Here is a 14,621-nt window from a genome sequence, read left to right as displayed (position 1 = left end):
TTAGTTTATTCATATATCCACTTTAGACGATAGCAGTTTATCAATCGTCGGAATATCAGCGGGTGCCCACTCTAATGAGCGCAGCTCTTGAAGGGGTACCCATTTTATTTCGGCATGTTCGTTTGCTTTTGGGGTTCCTTCGACAATGGTTGTCCGATACGTTAACAGATTTACGATGATATTTGGGTATTCATGGCAAATATCTTCCATCAATTCATGCACCTTCACCGTACAGCCAAGTTCCTCTTGAATTTCTCTAACGAGCGATTCCTCAGGTGTTTCCCCTTTTTCTACTTTTCCCCCTGCGAATTCCCACAAATTAGGCAAAGACATATCGGGAGAACGCAATGCACATAATACATCCCCTTGTTCATTTATGCAGACAGCTGCGACCACTTGAATGGTTTTCTTCACAAAAGCCAACTCCTTTATGTATGAGACAAATAAAATTCTGCTCTTTCACTGTAACATAGTGTTCATTAAAGATGAAAACAGTAAAAAGCCTGCTCTATTGTTTGAAAGAGCAGGCGAGAAGAAATTTATTCCTCTATTTTACTTAGGCAATATTCACATTCATTATGATAAGACTCATGTTGTTCGATCATTTGTGCCCCACACTGGCAGCATTCTTTCCCAGGAATATTTCGATAAAATTCTAATGGCATCATTGTGATGACCTCCTTGTTTTTTAATTATTCTGATTTATTGTTAAATTTATTGTATTATAACAGTGTTATAAAGTCAACAACTGTTATACAATTGTTTTCGTTTTTTTTAGAAATATTAAAAAACTGCTGCCCAAGCTTAATCTTTCAAGCTTTGGCAGCAGTTGTTCAACTAAACATATTAATCGTTGTAATAATGATTGGCATCGCGAACACGTCAATTAAGAAAGCGCCGACGATTGGAACAATCAGAAAAGCTTTTTGCGAAGGGCCGAACTTATTCACAACGGCACTCATATTAGCGATGGCATTCGGAGTCGCTCCAAGACCGTGGCCGGTAAAGCCGGCGACCATCACGGCAGCGTCGTAATCTTTGCCCAGCAGCTTGAAAAGGACGAAGATGCCGAACAGAGCAATAAACACGACTTGAATCATCACGATAATGATTAAAGGAAGGGCGAGGTTGGCGATTTCCCAGAGTTTGATGCTCATTAACGCCATTGATAAAAAGATGCCTAGCGTAATATCACCAATAATCGAAATGCTTTTCATTTGAATGATATTTCTATCGAATTGATCAAGGATATTTCGGACGATCACAGCGACAAACATAGCGCTTACATAATCAGGTAAAGAAAACCCGGTAAGATTCGTAAATACATTTCCGAGATACGACCCTACAGCCATACACAGCGTAATAATAAAGACTTGCATCATAAATGATTGCGATGTAACAGGGGCATCAGCATCTTCCAAATTAGCTGATGCTGTATTCAATTCTGGTTCTGTTGGTTTTAAATTATATTTGTTTACTAAGTATTTCACAATCGGTCCGCCCGCTAAGCCGCCGGCTACCAATCCTAGTGTAGCCGCAGCTAGTCCGATTGATAAAGCAGAGTCAATGCCTGCTTTTTCAATCGTCGTACCGAAGGCTGTGGCCGCCCCGTGTCCGCCTTCCATTGAGACGGCACCGACCATGACGCCAATAAGCGGATGAATATCAAGCAGTTTGGCAAAAGAAATCCCGATCACATTTTGCATAAGAGCTAAAAATCCACAGGATAGCCAGTAAATAACAAGCAATTTGCCGCCAAGCTTAATTAAGCCGAAGCTTGCTCCTAAACCGACGGTTGTAAAGAACGTGAGCATGAATAGTCCCTGCATAGAAGTATCTAAACTGATCGTTAAGAGGTTTAGGCTTTTTAAGATCGTGGCGATTATAGCGAATAAGAGTCCGCCCACTACAGGGGCAGGAATACAGAACCTGTCCAAAAAAGGTAACTTTTTATTTAAAAACGTCCCAGCTATGAAGACAGCGACTGCTAAGAAGATCGTCGTCACTTGGTTGATTTCGGCTGTCATATTTTCACTCCTTATGATGTCTGTTTCTTGTTGAAATGGCGCAGTACTTCTGCGATTAAGTAAGCAGCGAGTCGGACTGTTCTGTCGCCCTCATCGTACACGGGATTTACTTCTGATATATCGAAGCTAAGTAAGTTGTCTTTCTCAGCTATATATCTTAGTAGTGTTTTCACTGTTTTCGGGTCTAAGCCAAATGGAGAAGGTGCACTGACCCCAGGTGCTGCATACGAAATGATTGAATCGGTACATAAAGTTAAGATCAGGTAATCGTAGTTAGCAGCAAACCGATCGATTTCTCCAAATGTCTTTATAAAATTGTTAGCTGCTACATCCTCTTCATAAATGTAGGTGCAGCCTAACCGATTAGCCGTTTGAAATAGGGATTCAGTATTTCCGAATTCCTGTATGCCAATACACAAGTAGCCTGCATGGGCATCTTGCTCAAGAATTTGTTTAAACATCGTCCCGGAAGAAGGAAGCGGCTCATCTCGCATATCAAAATGGGCGTCAATATTAATGATGCCTAATGAAGCATCAGGTCCGATATGGTTTCGCGCACCTAAATAGTGACCATATAAGGTTTCGTGTCCTCCTCCTAAAATGATAGGAGTACAAGAGCTGCTGTACAGCTTATGAAGGTGACGGCCGAGCTCTTCTTGTGCTTTTTCAAGCTCTTGTCCTTCACAAGCAACATTTCCGGTATCCAGTAGTTTTCTTTCGAGATTATATGGAAGAGGAGATAAGAACTGTCTAATCTTGTTCGGAGCTAAAGCGGCTCCTAGTCTTCCTTTATTGCGTCTGACGCCTTCTTCGCATTCAAATCCAACAAAACCAAAAGCGCTTTCATTTTCCGCTAATGTTTCCACATCTTTTAACTCCACAACTTGATGGAGACGAAAAGCATTTTGATCGTTCTCACTGTCAATTCTGCCACTCCAATACTGTTTATCTGGCAGTGTATACATAGTAATCACCTCATAGCTGCATTGTTATTAAATTCTGAAATTACGTATTTTTTATTATTATAAAATAAAGTAATGTATAATGACTAATATAGATAATGTATATTTCTATAGTTTTCATCTATAGGAGGGTAAAATATGGAAATTCGTCATCTTCAATACTTCATTACAATTGTAGAAAAACATACGTTTACTAATGCAGCTTCTGCTTTGCATATTTCCCAGCCTTCCTTAAGTGCCTCGATAAAAAAGCTGGAAAACGAATTAGGTCTCGTGTTATTAGACCGCAGCAGCAGAGAAGTGCAATTAACAAAGGAAGGGAAGATTCTCTACCAGGAAGCGAAAAAGCTCGTGAATCATTTTGAGCACGTAGAAAACGAGATGAAACGGTTGAAGGAGCAGGGGCCGCTAGAGTTGTCCATTGGGGTTATTGAATCCACTAAGTATTGGGTGCCGAAAATATTGGCGCGCTTTAAAGGGGAATACAAACATGTAAGAATTCACTTAATGGACATATTAAGCCTGACAGATGTCGAAAAGGCATTGAGCAACTTCAATATTCATTTAGCGATAACGAATCAATATATTAATAGTGAAGAAATCGAAGTAATACCAATCTATGAAGAAAAGCTTGTCGCTCTTTTACCGGAAAATCATCCTTTGCGAAATAACGAGACACTTACCATTGAAGAATTGAATCAAGAGCCTTTTATTATATGTAAAGAAGGATTTCAAACTCGTACCGATATTTTAAATGCTTTTCAAAAAGCAGGAATTAAACCGAACATACAATTTGAAATTGAGCGCTTTGAAACAGCGTGCCGGCTAGTAGAGGAAGGATTGGGTGCGACTGTCCTGCCAGAAAATTATGTGAAATATTCGGAGACCACTCATTTTCACGTTAAGCCTTTAGAAGATCCTAACCTGTCTCGAATAGTGTACGTAGCATTTGATAAAAATCGCTACTTGCCTCCGCTAGTGCTTCGGTTTATAGCGCTAGTTAAAGCATTTTTTGAAGAGGAGCAAATGAAAGAATAGGGAGAACAACCTGAGACCAATTCATTTGGTCTTTTTTTATCAATAAAACATAAAAAAATCCGCTCTGTTCTGTCTCTTAAACAATCAGGCGGATTGATCAAAATATTCATTTGCAAAGACCAATGTTTATTCCTCCATTTTACTTAGGCAGCGTTCGCATTCGTTGTGATAGCACTCGTGTTGTTCTGCAATCTCAGCTCCGCATTGGCAACATTGCTTTCCCGGGATGTTTCGGTAAAAATCTAATGGCATCATATTGATGACCTCCTTTTTTGATTATTCTGATTTATTGTTGAATTCATTGTATTATAACAGTAAGTAAAAATCAATACCTGTTATATAATTAATTGAAAAATTTAAAAATAATGAGGAGCTGCTTGTAAAACCAATTTGTTTGGTTTTACAAGCAGCTCCCTTCATCGCATTTGGTGAGTTAACCGTTTTCGAATCATACGCAAAAGAAACGTTTCATAAAGCAACAGTTCAATCATCAGCAAGAAAAAAATGATAGGTATGCCCGCTGTTAAAATAATGGATCTTACAGTAACGAACCAATCCATCCCTGGTTTTATAAGAGAGGTAAAGGTGTAGAACATGCCAAAAGTAAATAGCCGGCTCCATTGAGTGACATTGTACGTCCAGAGTCCCTGCTTAAATCCATAGTGTCTAAGGCGCTTAATCAGCCGCCAAACTTCAAGTGATTCAACAAGGAGAAAGACAAGCGTAACAGCGATCCATAATAAGAGAATAAAGGGCTTACCAATAGCATTGGAGACGATGCAGGCAAATCCAGTAATCGATAAAGCTCCATGTAAAATACAATTCGTGTTAGCCCAGTCGTCTTCTATGTTCCAGCCTGGAGTAAACATGTGCTGAATGATAAAGAAGGCGCTCGCAGCATACAGAGTGAGTCCCATACTAATGAGCACTCGATCGAGTATAATGGGAACATTACTATGAATGACATTCAGGAGCAGGACAAGTGATTGCGTGCTGACAGTAGTCAGAAGTAAGATACCGTGTACATTTAGCTCCAGATTTCTCCGTATTTCGTGAAAGGATTGGAACGACAGCCATAAATAATAAAGCCAAAGAGCCACGTTAACGTATGAAAGAAAGAGGACAGCCGGCCGCCAGTAGCTGAATTGTTCAAAAATCAGAATAGCACAAATAGAAGTACCGGCGATCCACGTGCCGATACTGAACCGATTTAACGGATGAACGATATGTAATGAGCTAAATCGCCTGTAGACAATTGATAAGATAATAGAAAAAGAAAATGCTGCCCAGAAAGTGATAGTCAACGCGCTGAGCATTTTAATAAAGAAAAAATGAGGATTCGCTAGGTGATACAGCACCCCATGAATAATAATCCCAAGAGCCATAACAATGGCCATGGTAGACGTTTTAATGAAAATCTTATGGTGAAAAATAAACAACATTAGGCAAACGGTAATGACAGTAAATAAGATAAAGAGCAACATCGTTTTCACCGCTTTTACAGAGTATTTTCATAGAATAACATGATTTTTAAAGAAAGGGGAGAGTCATAAGAATAGGTAATTTAGTCTTTGTGAAAAGCTGACCTTATAGTATCTTTATCCTAAAAATACAATGTTATCCAGTTATGGGAACATTTCTTCCTTTTATTCGTGTAAAATAGATGGAGGATGATCGATGAGGAGGGAATACATATGAAAAAATGGACTAAATGGATGGCGGCGGGCGTGTTGACTCTTGGGCTTGCCGCCTGTGGGGAAACAGCAAAACCGACACCAGAAACGCCGAAGGAAGAGAAGAGTGAAATGACGCTTGGAGAGGTGTTTAGTCAAGCAATTAAAGCTTCTAAGGAAACAAAAAGCATGAGTGCGAAAGTCAATATGAAGCAAAAAATCAACTATCCAGCAGAACAGAAGTCAATGGATACGGCAATGGACATGGATATGAACATTACGACAGAACCGCTCGCTATTTATCAAAAAGGTACGATGACTGCTTCAGGGGAAGGCAGCGAACAAATGCCATCTATGAATATTGAATCGTATATGACGCCGGAAGGATTTTATATGAATGAACCCCAAAGCGGCAAGTGGATTAAAATGCCAGCAGAATTGTACGAGCAAATCATGAACATGTCTCAGCAGCAAGTCGAGCCGGAAGAGCAGCTGAAGCAGCTTCAACAATTTAAAGATGACTTTACATTTGAGCAAACGGCGGATGAGTATGTATTGAAACTCGATGCATCAGGAGAGAAGTTTAATAAGCTGATAGAAACACAAATGGCACAAATGACACAAGGAGCAATGGGTGCAGAAGCAGAGGCTATGATGAAAGAAATGATGAAGGCGATGAAGATTGAAAAAGTAAACTACACCATTTACCTTGATAAAGAGTCTTTCCAAACAACGAAAATGGATGTAGATATGGATATGGCGATGGATATTGAAGGCAATGAAATGAAAACATCTCAAGTGATGAATGTTGTCTACAGCAACTTCAATAAGGTGGAGCCAATTAAAGTTCCAGAAGATATCATCAACAGTGCTCAGGAAATGCCAGTGCCAGCTATGCAATAATAGTAAGCGTTTATCAGTAGTCTGAGCCCCGCTGATCAAAGCGGGGCTCAGGTTATTTCTTTACTTTATCGGTCCGCGATTAATCCTGCTTAGCTCGTCGTTCACTTCGAAAATTTTCCCATGAACTTTCGCAATCCCAAAGCCGGTTAGACGCTGTGTATGTTTTGTTAGATAATTTTCGGCGTCAGCTTTCGTTTCAAATAGATAAATGCCGCCTGCTTCTTTTGTTTCCTGATTTTCCGTCCAAATTTTCCAGATAAAGCCCTTTTCGTCATTAATGCTCTTCGCCAAATCGGTGAAGGCTGCTATCATTTCAGCGCCAAATGGTCCGGGATGATCAAAGTCTACTTGTAATAAATAAGCCACGTCTTACTCCCCTTTGTTTAGTTTTTTCTCTATATACATCTCCCCAAGAAGGTGATTTAATTCATACTCAGTTGGTGAAAGATTTTTTTGAATAAAAGATTCTATTTCAGCTTGTTCTAGGTCATACATCGCTTCAATTTCTTTTGAGAACAATAATTTCTCTGCATCGAGAAGCTGGCGTAATTCCGAGAGCGGTTGTGACTGCAATTCTTCATCCAAAGGAAGAAGCTGCTGTAGTCCCTTTACGTAGTGATCGAGTGAGCGCGCCCCGACAATTTTGACACCTTTGTTTTCTTCATTGACCATAATAATAGTCGGGAATCCGCGGACGCCAAGCTTTCGGGATAAGGCAAAGTCTTGGTCGAGCAGCTGTTGGCCAATAGGAGAATTTGCTTCTCCGACGATTTTCTTTCCGTTAAGTCCAAGCTGATCGACGATGTCCATTAACACTTGATCATCGCCAATATTGCGGTTAAAGGCAAATACCGCTTCGCGTGCACGGCGCAAAAAAGTAGCGGCAAGCTGCTCGTCATCCCCTTGGATCAGTTTAAACACGCGGGAGGGCGGATAAGATGATTGAACTGGATTGTCGTACCACAATGATCCATCAATCGGCATACGGGAATGTTCGCCAACTTCTCTCCAATGCGAAGCCACGTTAGAAGGAGCAGAAATGCCATTTGCTGTATCGGCGAATCCTTCCCAGCCCTTCAGCAAACCACCCATCACAGTATGAACATTAAAATGATATTTGTATTGTTCTAAAAATCGGCGCAGAACCGGTTCTAGGGCCCAGCAGTGAGAGCAGATGGGGTCCGTCACATAATAAAGCTCAATGGATTTTTTTACATGATCGAATTGGATGATCTCCATCTCTTCATCATTGGCTGGACCACAAACTCCGGTTCCTAAGTCGCAGATCATAGTAGGGTTAGTCATTTGATTCTCTCCTTTTCTCTTCTAAGTTCATATGTTTTTGCGCCCACTGTTGAATGGGCTCCAGTGCAGCAGCGAGCGATTGGCCTTTCTCTGTTAACCGGTAAGAAATTACGACAGGTGATCCGCTCGTTACTCTTTTTTCGACTAGGCCGTACTCTATCAATTCAGATAATTTTAGTGAAAGAGCCCGCGGCGTAATGTCTGGAAGATCCCGCTTCATGTCGGTAAAGTGAGCGTCGCCATCGTTATAAAGGGACAAATAATGAAGGATCAACCCGTTCCACTTCTTACCAAGTATCTGAAAGGAGCGCTCTAAATAAGGACAAATATCCATAAGGTCACCTCACGTTGATATATTAATTATATCTAGTATAAAAAATATATCAAAGGGTATGCTCATTTAGTTTTTTATTAATTTAAAAAAGAAACAACTTGCTCTTTTTATGTCAACGATTTAAATACGGGTGTAAAATGATAAGAAGCCTAAGTGAAAGAAAGGTGATGTGAGTGAATGTGTTATTCGTGATGATTGGCGGTTTTTTTGGCGCTATCGGCAGATATTTAGCAGGGGAGTGGGTGCAGCCAGTCCATGAATTCCCGTTAGGAACCTTACTTATTAATCTTATCGGCTGCTTTTTTCTTGGCTGGTTTTTGACATTTGTCAATCGTTATAAGAGGGTAAAGCCTGAAATTACTTTGATGATCGGAACAGGGGTGATCGGTTCTTTTACTACTTTTTCGACCTTTTCAGTAGAAACTGTTCATTTGTTTCAGGGAGGACATGCTTTTCTTGCTGTGCTCTATGTACTGGTGAGCACGTTGTTCGGTTTGCTGTTGGCCGATGCCGGGCGCAGATGGGCTTTATCCGGTGAAAAAGAAGGTGTGAAGGGATGATTTGGTTCATTGGAATAGGCGGTGCTTTAGGAGCGATCTCTAGGTTTTTATTAGGAAATCTTTTAAATAAGAAGTCGCTGTTTCCAGCAGGAACATGGTTAGTAAACGTGACAGGCTCTTTTCTGCTTGGCTGGCTGGCCGGGCTTCATTTAGCTGGTCAAATTAGTGAAGAGCTATGGTTATTTGGAGGCGTCGGCTTTTGTGGAGCATACACAACCTTTTCTACCTTTGGTTACGAAACGATCACGTTACTCCAGTCTAAGAAATTAAAAACAACGGTTACGTACGTCACAACTTCATTATTAGCAGGAGGAATCGCAGCTGCAATTGGCCTGCTCATTTAAGGCTAATGGTTGTTTTATTTAAATATGCTCGTAATAGGATAGGGTATGGGGGTGTGGGCATGAGTGAAAACAAAGAAACATCTGAAAGAAGGAGAGAAAGACTCAGACAAGAAGAATTAAAAAGAAACCCGGCTGGAAAACTGAATGATGCGTTTAATAGAGCTAATGCCGGAAGCCTTGCTGATTTAGTCGGCAGTTTAGGTTGGAAAGGCACTGGCATACTTATTCTCGTTATCATAATAGGGTTTATCATCGCAGCTACATTTATAAAGTAAGAAGATTTCTTTTTGAGGTTTTTATTAGCCATTATCTAGAGAGAAAGTGTCAATAATTCGAACATTCTAATAATTGATTGACCTGCTCAGAAGCCTCTTATAAAATGAGTACATATTAAATGAAACTGATCAATCTATGGGACTTCCCACAAGAAGCCGTTAGTAGATACATGCCAGTTAACGCCAGTAATCAAAAGGCTGTTAACTGGCTTTTTTGGTTACTGAAAAAATAAGAGGAAGGGATGACAGCATGGGGATTACTTTGTTAATGGATGAGAATGAACTGCAATCGAGCCGTTACGTCTGTATTGTGACGGATCATGAGCTGTACAATTTAGCGATCATTCATTCAAGTCAGTTTTGTGGGAAAAGTCTAGTGTTTTCCATTTTGAACGCTCAAATGGTGTTAATGTCTCAAGAGGATATTGAAGATCCGGCCTATTGGATGGAGAAATTAGGCGTTGTTAAGGAAGATATTGAGGAAATTCAAGCTTTCTTTTATACGGCATTAGGACAGCGTGAATCTGTCAATGCTTATTATTGATAGAGGTTGTCAGCTGAAGTATAATAAGAGGCCTGCGCAGCAAAATAGTTGCATCCGCGACTAGCTGCTCAGGCTTTTTTTGTCTTAGCCTGGGATCCCGATAACAAATTGCTATTAGACATAGAGGCTTATGGACTTTTATAATTGAAGTTGAAATATTTAAAAAATTACATACTAAAGGGGGGATTTGATGGAGCAGTTAGCAGCAAAAACAGAAATCGCAGTCGCGGAGAAAAAATATTTGCTGATGACATTCGTCTTTTTTTGCAGTGGGTTATTCATCGTTTCGGCTTTATTTTCAACTATTCCGTTAAGTCCAGTCTTCATGGGGGAGTTCCAGCTTACGGCCGAAACAGCGGCTTTAGCGACAAGTATTTGTTCATTTTGCTATGCGTTAGGAACTGTTTTTTTTGCACCGCTTTCTGATCGGTACGGCCGCAAGCGTGTCATTCTATTCGGATTGTTTGCGTTGACTGTTATCTCACCACTAATTGGCTTTCTGAAGAGTTATGAGGCTATTCTGCTGCTTCGAGGCATTCAAGGGTTTGTGGCAGCTTCGTTTGCTCCAACGGCGCTTACCTTTATCACCGAATTATATCCTCCTAACAAGCGAGTAACGGCTATTGGTTTTATAAGCGCCGGCTTTTTGATGGCCGGAATCATCGGCCAGGTGTATAGCAGCGTGATCAATGATTTCCTCGGTTGGAACTATGTGTTTTACATGCTCGGCCTTGTGTATTTAGTGATAGCGATCGGATTTAATGCGGTGATTCCAAGAGGAGCGCTTCCCGCTTCTGGTAAAAAGAGATCTGTCTTAGGGGCTTTTACGGTTGTGTTGTCTCAACCTTTCTTTCGTTTTTGCTATTTTATTACGATTTTGCTGTTATTAAGCTTTGTGGGAACGTATACAACACTTGAAAATTATTTGCGTGACATCTATACACTTGAAGCGCCACAAATCTTGCTCATCCGCTCGGCTGGAATTATCGGTATGCTGCTCGCGCCATTCGGAGGACGGCTCGCTTCCCGCTTTGGTACTTTTCCGTTAATGCGCGCTGGTCTTGCTGCAGCAGCCATTGGGCTTTTCTGTATTGGCATTTCGGGAAATATCTTTGTGATAACAGCAATGAGTGTCGTCTTTACAGCTGGGATTTCCGTTACTGTTCCCTCGTTAGTTTCCTTGCTTGGTCAGTTTGGAGGGAGAGAAAAGGCATCGGCTATGTCATTGTATTCTTTCTTCTTATTTATTGGATCGACGCTTGGACCAGTGCTGGCTGTTTTCTTTATGAAAACAGGAAGTTATGTGCTGGCGTTCGAAGTGATTGCCGCTTTATTAGCGATCGGTTTTTTCGTTACGTTTCGCCTTGCTCAACAGGCGGCAGGGCGTTCTGAATGATCATTTTAGAAAAATAAACCGTTCCGCGCAGGCTGCTGATTGTGCCTGCGCGACGTTTTTTTAGGGGTGAATGTTTTGATTAAAATAAAGCTTGTTGTGCCGCGTAAAGGTTACATTAAACATGCCTTTGAGCGGTTTGAAGAATTCAATCGATTAGAGGAAAGGGAAGAGCATCATCATGAAGAAACCGTAGAATTTGAGTTAGAGGAGGTAGTAGTCGCTGCTGATAAAGTTGCCAAATTAGAATTGGATGCGGATGTCATTATCTCAAGAGGGTTGATGACAAAGCTTTTAAAAGAGCACAATGAATTTATGCCAATCGTTGATATCCCAGTACAAGGAATTGATCTGATCCGTTGTTTATCCGATTGTAAAGCACGCTTCGGAAGAAAAAAAGTAGCGGTGATTGGTGCACTCAATATGATTTATGGTGTAGAAAACTTGGCGGATATCGTTGATTTACCTATTCAATCTTACATTTTAGAGGATATAGAAAAATCGGCGAGCTTAGTAGATTTAGCTGCTAGTGAAGGATGTGAAATCGTCGTCAGCGGATTGAGTACAACAGAATATGCCGAGGCTATCGGCTTAGGAGCAGCTATTGTAGAAACAGGAAAAGAATCTTTTCGGCAGGCTTTAATTGAAGCGAAGAGGCTGGCGCTCGTTAGTTTAAGAGAACAGGAAAAAGCTGAACGTTACCAGACGATTTTGAACCATGCTTATGAAGGAGTCATTGCCATTGATTTAAAAGGGCAAATCTCAGTCTTTAACACAGCGGCTAGGGAGATTTTATCCATCTCAGAAAAAAGCCTAGTCGGCCATTCTATTTATGAGATTTTGCAGAAGGGGAAATTTCGGGATTTACTGCTGAGTGAAGGGGATTACCGGGAAGAGATCGTTTCTTACCAGTCTATTCAGCTTTCTGTTAAGAAAGTTAGCAATTTTTTAAAAGGGAAAAAAGTCGGGAATATGGTAGCCTTCCAAGATGTGACAGGCATTCAAGAAATGGAAGGAAAGATCCGTAAAAAAATTCATTCCCGCGGACACGTGGCAAAGTATACATTTGAAGATATCCTGTTCCGCAGTACTGAAATTGAAAAAACGATTGAGACAGCGAAGCGCTATAGCGAAGTGGATTCCAATATTCTAATTATCGGGGAAACCGGAACAGGAAAAGAAATATTCGCGCAAAGCATTCACAACTACAGCAAGCGGAGAAACAACCCATTTGTCGCAATTAACTGTGCTGCCCTTCCTGAGGATTTATTGGAAAGTGAACTGTTCGGTTATGCGGAAGGGGCGTTTACAGGAGCGATGAAAGGCGGGAAACAAGGTTTTTTTGAGCTGGCCCATCGCGGGACCATCTTTTTAGATGAAATTGGCGAGATCTCAGCTAAACTCCAAAGCCGGCTGCTCCGTGTGCTGCAAGAAAGGGAAATTATGCGCATTGGAGACGATAAGATTATCCCAGTCGATGTCAGGATCATTGCTGCCACAAATAAAAATTTGATTCATATGGTCAAGAAGGGAGATTTCCGTGAAGATCTTTATTACCGTTTAAGTGTATTAGACCTTCATTTGCCGCCTCTTCGGGAGAGGAAAGCGGATATTCCTGTGTTAGTGAATGCTTTTATTAGCAAGGCGTTTCCTGGACAAAGCCAGGTGATGATTACAGATGCAGCTAGTCAAAAATTAAGCGAAGCGAGCTGGGAGGGGAATGTACGTCAATTACAAAACTTTTGCGAGCGATTAGCCGTTCTTTGTAAAGGGAGAGTGGTTGACATTTATGATATTGAGAAATATTTGCCGGGTGTATCTGAAGAAAGAACCCAGCCGTTACAGCAGGAAAAAGAGATAGCGGCGAAGGGATCGCATATATCCGAAAGAGAGCGAATTTTACAAGTTTTAAAGAACTGTCATTATAACAAAGGAAAAGCAGCAGATGAGCTAGGGATGAGCCGGACGACGCTATGGAGGAAGATAAAGGAGTGGAGAATTGAAACAGAATGAAACGTTTTGAAACATTTCGTTTCACAAAGAAACAAAATGTTAACAATTTGTGTCGAATAAAAAGGGCTGTAAACAGCTTTTTAACGAATAAAAAGACATTTTTAAATATTGGCACAACTCTTGCAAGTATATCATCAAAAGGATAAGGTAGATTTTCCTAAAGAATGAAACATCATTTTAAGACGAAAGAGGGGACAACGTGAGCTACCTGGTATATATTCCTCAAGATATTGAGCAAGAGGGAAAAGATTATTTATTAGAAAGAGGCTACAACCTAAAAATAGGCTCTGATCTGTCTCAGGAAATTCTAATGAAGGAAGTTAAGGATTGTGATGCTATCTTAACAAGATCAATCGCTGTCATCAATGAAGCAGTAATCCAGGCAGGCAAAAACATAAAAGTGATTGCTAAGTATGGAGTAGGCTTAGACAATATTAATGTAAAGGCGGCTGCAGAAAGAGGCATTTATGTAACGAATACTCCACAGGCAAATGCAAACGCTGTCGCGGAACATGTGATGGCTTTCATCCTAGCATTGTCTAAACAGCTTATTGCAGCTGATAAAGAGCTAAGAGGTGGAAACTATGGAGCTCGCCATCAACTTCCTAGTATGGATTTGGAAGGAAAGACGTTGGGCGTGATCGGCCTCGGGAGAATCGGTACGCTGTTAGCACAAAAGGCAGCTAGAGGATTTGGGATGAATGTGATTGGCTATGATCCTTATTTAACGACAAGCCCGAGTGACGATTTGGAAATCGTAACAGATATAGAATGGCTGTTTCGGAATGCCGATGTTGTGAGTCTTCATTTGCCGTTAACTGAAGCAACAAAAGGAACAATAGGAAGCCGGGAATTTTCCTGGATGAAAAAGTCGGCGTATTTTGTTAACGCTTCCAGAGGAGGAATCGTAAAGGAGGCCGACTTAATAGAAGCTTTGAAAGCAGGTGAAATTGCTGGAGCGGGAATCGATGTCTTTGAAGTAGAGCCGCCTCAGCTGGATAACCTTCTCTTTCAATTAGATAATGTGATCGTTAGTCCACATAGTGCAGCTTTAACGAAAGAGGCCTCCGTACGGATGGCAGTTCATGCTGCGATGCAAGTAGATCAAGTATTAAAAGGGGAAAAACCTAGCTGGGCTGTTAACGAGCCGGTGAATGGAAAGCTGCTAGAAAAGGAAAAAGAGACGATCCATTTAGCAAACTAATCAAATCTGTTTGAGCAATTTGCGAAATGATAACTTACTAGAGATA

The 14,621-nt window shown here is 40.9% G+C and carries 18 protein-coding genes; 9 read left to right on the top strand and 9 right to left on the bottom strand.

Annotation, left to right across the window (positions count from 1 at the left end; translation table 11 throughout):
- Positions 1-9 precede the first annotated feature (9 nt).
- The 4 genes from mutT to hutG form a co-directional block, all read right to left on the bottom strand.
- Complete coding sequence (gene mutT, locus AC623_RS16230) at positions 10-414, bottom strand: 8-oxo-dGTP diphosphatase MutT (RefSeq protein ID WP_049664360.1); 405 nt, start codon at positions 412-414, stop codon at positions 10-12.
- Between the two features lie 125 nt (positions 415-539).
- The gene (gene yhfH, locus AC623_RS21205; RefSeq protein WP_082174452.1) at positions 540-668 is read right to left on the bottom strand and encodes a protein YhfH; all 129 of its coding nucleotides are present in this window, start codon (positions 666-668) and stop codon (positions 540-542) included.
- A gap of 165 nt (positions 669-833) precedes the next feature.
- Positions 834-2,027, bottom strand: a complete 1,194-nt coding sequence (gene gltS, locus AC623_RS16225) for a sodium/glutamate symporter (RefSeq protein WP_049664357.1) — start codon at positions 2,025-2,027, stop codon at positions 834-836.
- A gap of 11 nt (positions 2,028-2,038) precedes the next feature.
- Entirely contained in the window at positions 2,039-2,992 is a 954-nt protein-coding gene (gene hutG / locus AC623_RS16220; RefSeq protein ID WP_049664355.1) for a formimidoylglutamase, read from the bottom strand.
- A 135-nt stretch (positions 2,993-3,127) separates the two neighbouring features.
- Between hutG and AC623_RS16215 the strand changes: the two genes are divergently transcribed.
- Positions 3,128-4,027 (top strand): LysR family transcriptional regulator, encoded by a 900-nt coding sequence (locus tag AC623_RS16215; protein WP_049664353.1) that lies wholly within the window; start codon positions 3,128-3,130, stop codon positions 4,025-4,027.
- A 126-nt stretch (positions 4,028-4,153) separates the two neighbouring features.
- Here the strand turns inward: AC623_RS16215 and yhfH (AC623_RS21200) are convergent, their stop codons facing one another.
- Complete coding sequence (gene yhfH, locus AC623_RS21200) at positions 4,154-4,282, bottom strand: protein YhfH (RefSeq protein ID WP_082174451.1); 129 nt, start codon at positions 4,280-4,282, stop codon at positions 4,154-4,156.
- Between the two features lie 161 nt (positions 4,283-4,443).
- Positions 4,444-5,511 carry a hypothetical protein gene (locus AC623_RS16210; RefSeq protein ID WP_049664350.1) on the bottom strand — a complete coding sequence of 356 codons (1,068 nt, stop codon included), beginning with the start codon at positions 5,509-5,511 and terminating at the stop codon, positions 4,444-4,446.
- Between the two features lie 210 nt (positions 5,512-5,721).
- Here AC623_RS16210 and AC623_RS16205 point away from each other — a divergent pair, with 210 nt between their 5' ends.
- On the top strand, positions 5,722-6,603 hold the full coding sequence (locus AC623_RS16205; RefSeq protein ID WP_049664347.1) for a DUF6612 family protein: 882 nt from the start codon (positions 5,722-5,724) through the stop codon (positions 6,601-6,603).
- Between the two features lie 60 nt (positions 6,604-6,663).
- Here the strand turns inward: AC623_RS16205 and AC623_RS16200 are convergent, their stop codons facing one another.
- From AC623_RS16200 to AC623_RS16190, 3 genes are read right to left on the bottom strand one after another with little or no spacing between them, the layout of a single operon-like run.
- Positions 6,664-6,969, bottom strand: a complete 306-nt coding sequence (locus AC623_RS16200) for a monooxygenase (RefSeq protein ID WP_049664345.1) — start codon at positions 6,967-6,969, stop codon at positions 6,664-6,666.
- Between the two features lie 3 nt (positions 6,970-6,972).
- Entirely contained in the window at positions 6,973-7,908 is a 936-nt protein-coding gene (locus AC623_RS16195; RefSeq protein ID WP_049664344.1) for a DsbA family oxidoreductase, read from the bottom strand.
- Positions 7,901-8,242: a winged helix-turn-helix transcriptional regulator gene (locus AC623_RS16190; protein WP_049664340.1), complete on the bottom strand. Its 342-nt coding sequence runs from the start codon at positions 8,240-8,242 to the stop codon at positions 7,901-7,903. The genes AC623_RS16195 and AC623_RS16190 overlap by 8 nt, the downstream gene beginning before the upstream one ends.
- A 173-nt stretch (positions 8,243-8,415) precedes the next feature.
- On the opposite strand from AC623_RS16190, the gene crcB (AC623_RS16185) reads away from it, so the two are divergent.
- From crcB (AC623_RS16185) to AC623_RS16155, 7 genes are all read left to right on the top strand, one after another.
- Positions 8,416-8,802 (top strand): fluoride efflux transporter CrcB, encoded by a 387-nt coding sequence (gene crcB, locus AC623_RS16185; protein WP_049664336.1) that lies wholly within the window; start codon positions 8,416-8,418, stop codon positions 8,800-8,802.
- On the top strand, positions 8,799-9,146 hold the full coding sequence (crcB, locus tag AC623_RS16180) for a fluoride efflux transporter CrcB (RefSeq protein WP_049664333.1): 348 nt from the start codon (positions 8,799-8,801) through the stop codon (positions 9,144-9,146). The genes crcB (AC623_RS16185) and crcB (AC623_RS16180) overlap by 4 nt, the downstream gene beginning before the upstream one ends.
- Positions 9,147-9,205: 59 nt before the next feature.
- Positions 9,206-9,421 carry a DUF6366 family protein gene (locus AC623_RS16175; protein ID WP_049664330.1) on the top strand — a complete coding sequence of 72 codons (216 nt, stop codon included), beginning with the start codon at positions 9,206-9,208 and terminating at the stop codon, positions 9,419-9,421.
- Positions 9,422-9,671: 250 nt separating this feature from the next.
- The gene (locus AC623_RS16170; protein WP_049664326.1) at positions 9,672-9,965 is read left to right on the top strand and encodes an SAV0927 family protein; all 294 of its coding nucleotides are present in this window, start codon (positions 9,672-9,674) and stop codon (positions 9,963-9,965) included.
- A gap of 190 nt (positions 9,966-10,155) precedes the next feature.
- A complete protein-coding gene (locus AC623_RS16165) occupies positions 10,156-11,361 on the top strand; it encodes an MFS transporter (protein WP_049664323.1) in 1,206 nt (401 codons plus the stop codon).
- A 75-nt stretch (positions 11,362-11,436) separates the two neighbouring features.
- Entirely contained in the window at positions 11,437-13,371 is a 1,935-nt protein-coding gene (locus AC623_RS16160; protein WP_049664321.1) for a sigma-54-dependent Fis family transcriptional regulator, read from the top strand.
- Positions 13,372-13,570: 199 nt separating this feature from the next.
- Positions 13,571-14,575, top strand: coding sequence for a hydroxyacid dehydrogenase (locus AC623_RS16155; RefSeq protein WP_049664318.1), 1,005 nt, complete (start codon positions 13,571-13,573; stop codon positions 14,573-14,575).
- Positions 14,576-14,621 lie beyond the last annotated feature (46 nt).

The sequence above is a fragment of the Bacillus sp. FJAT-27231 genome (assembly GCF_001183975.1).
Classification (GTDB): domain Bacteria; phylum Bacillota; class Bacilli; order Bacillales; family Domibacillaceae; genus Pseudobacillus; species Pseudobacillus wudalianchiensis.
This window is presented reverse-complemented; position numbering and strand designations above follow the sequence as displayed.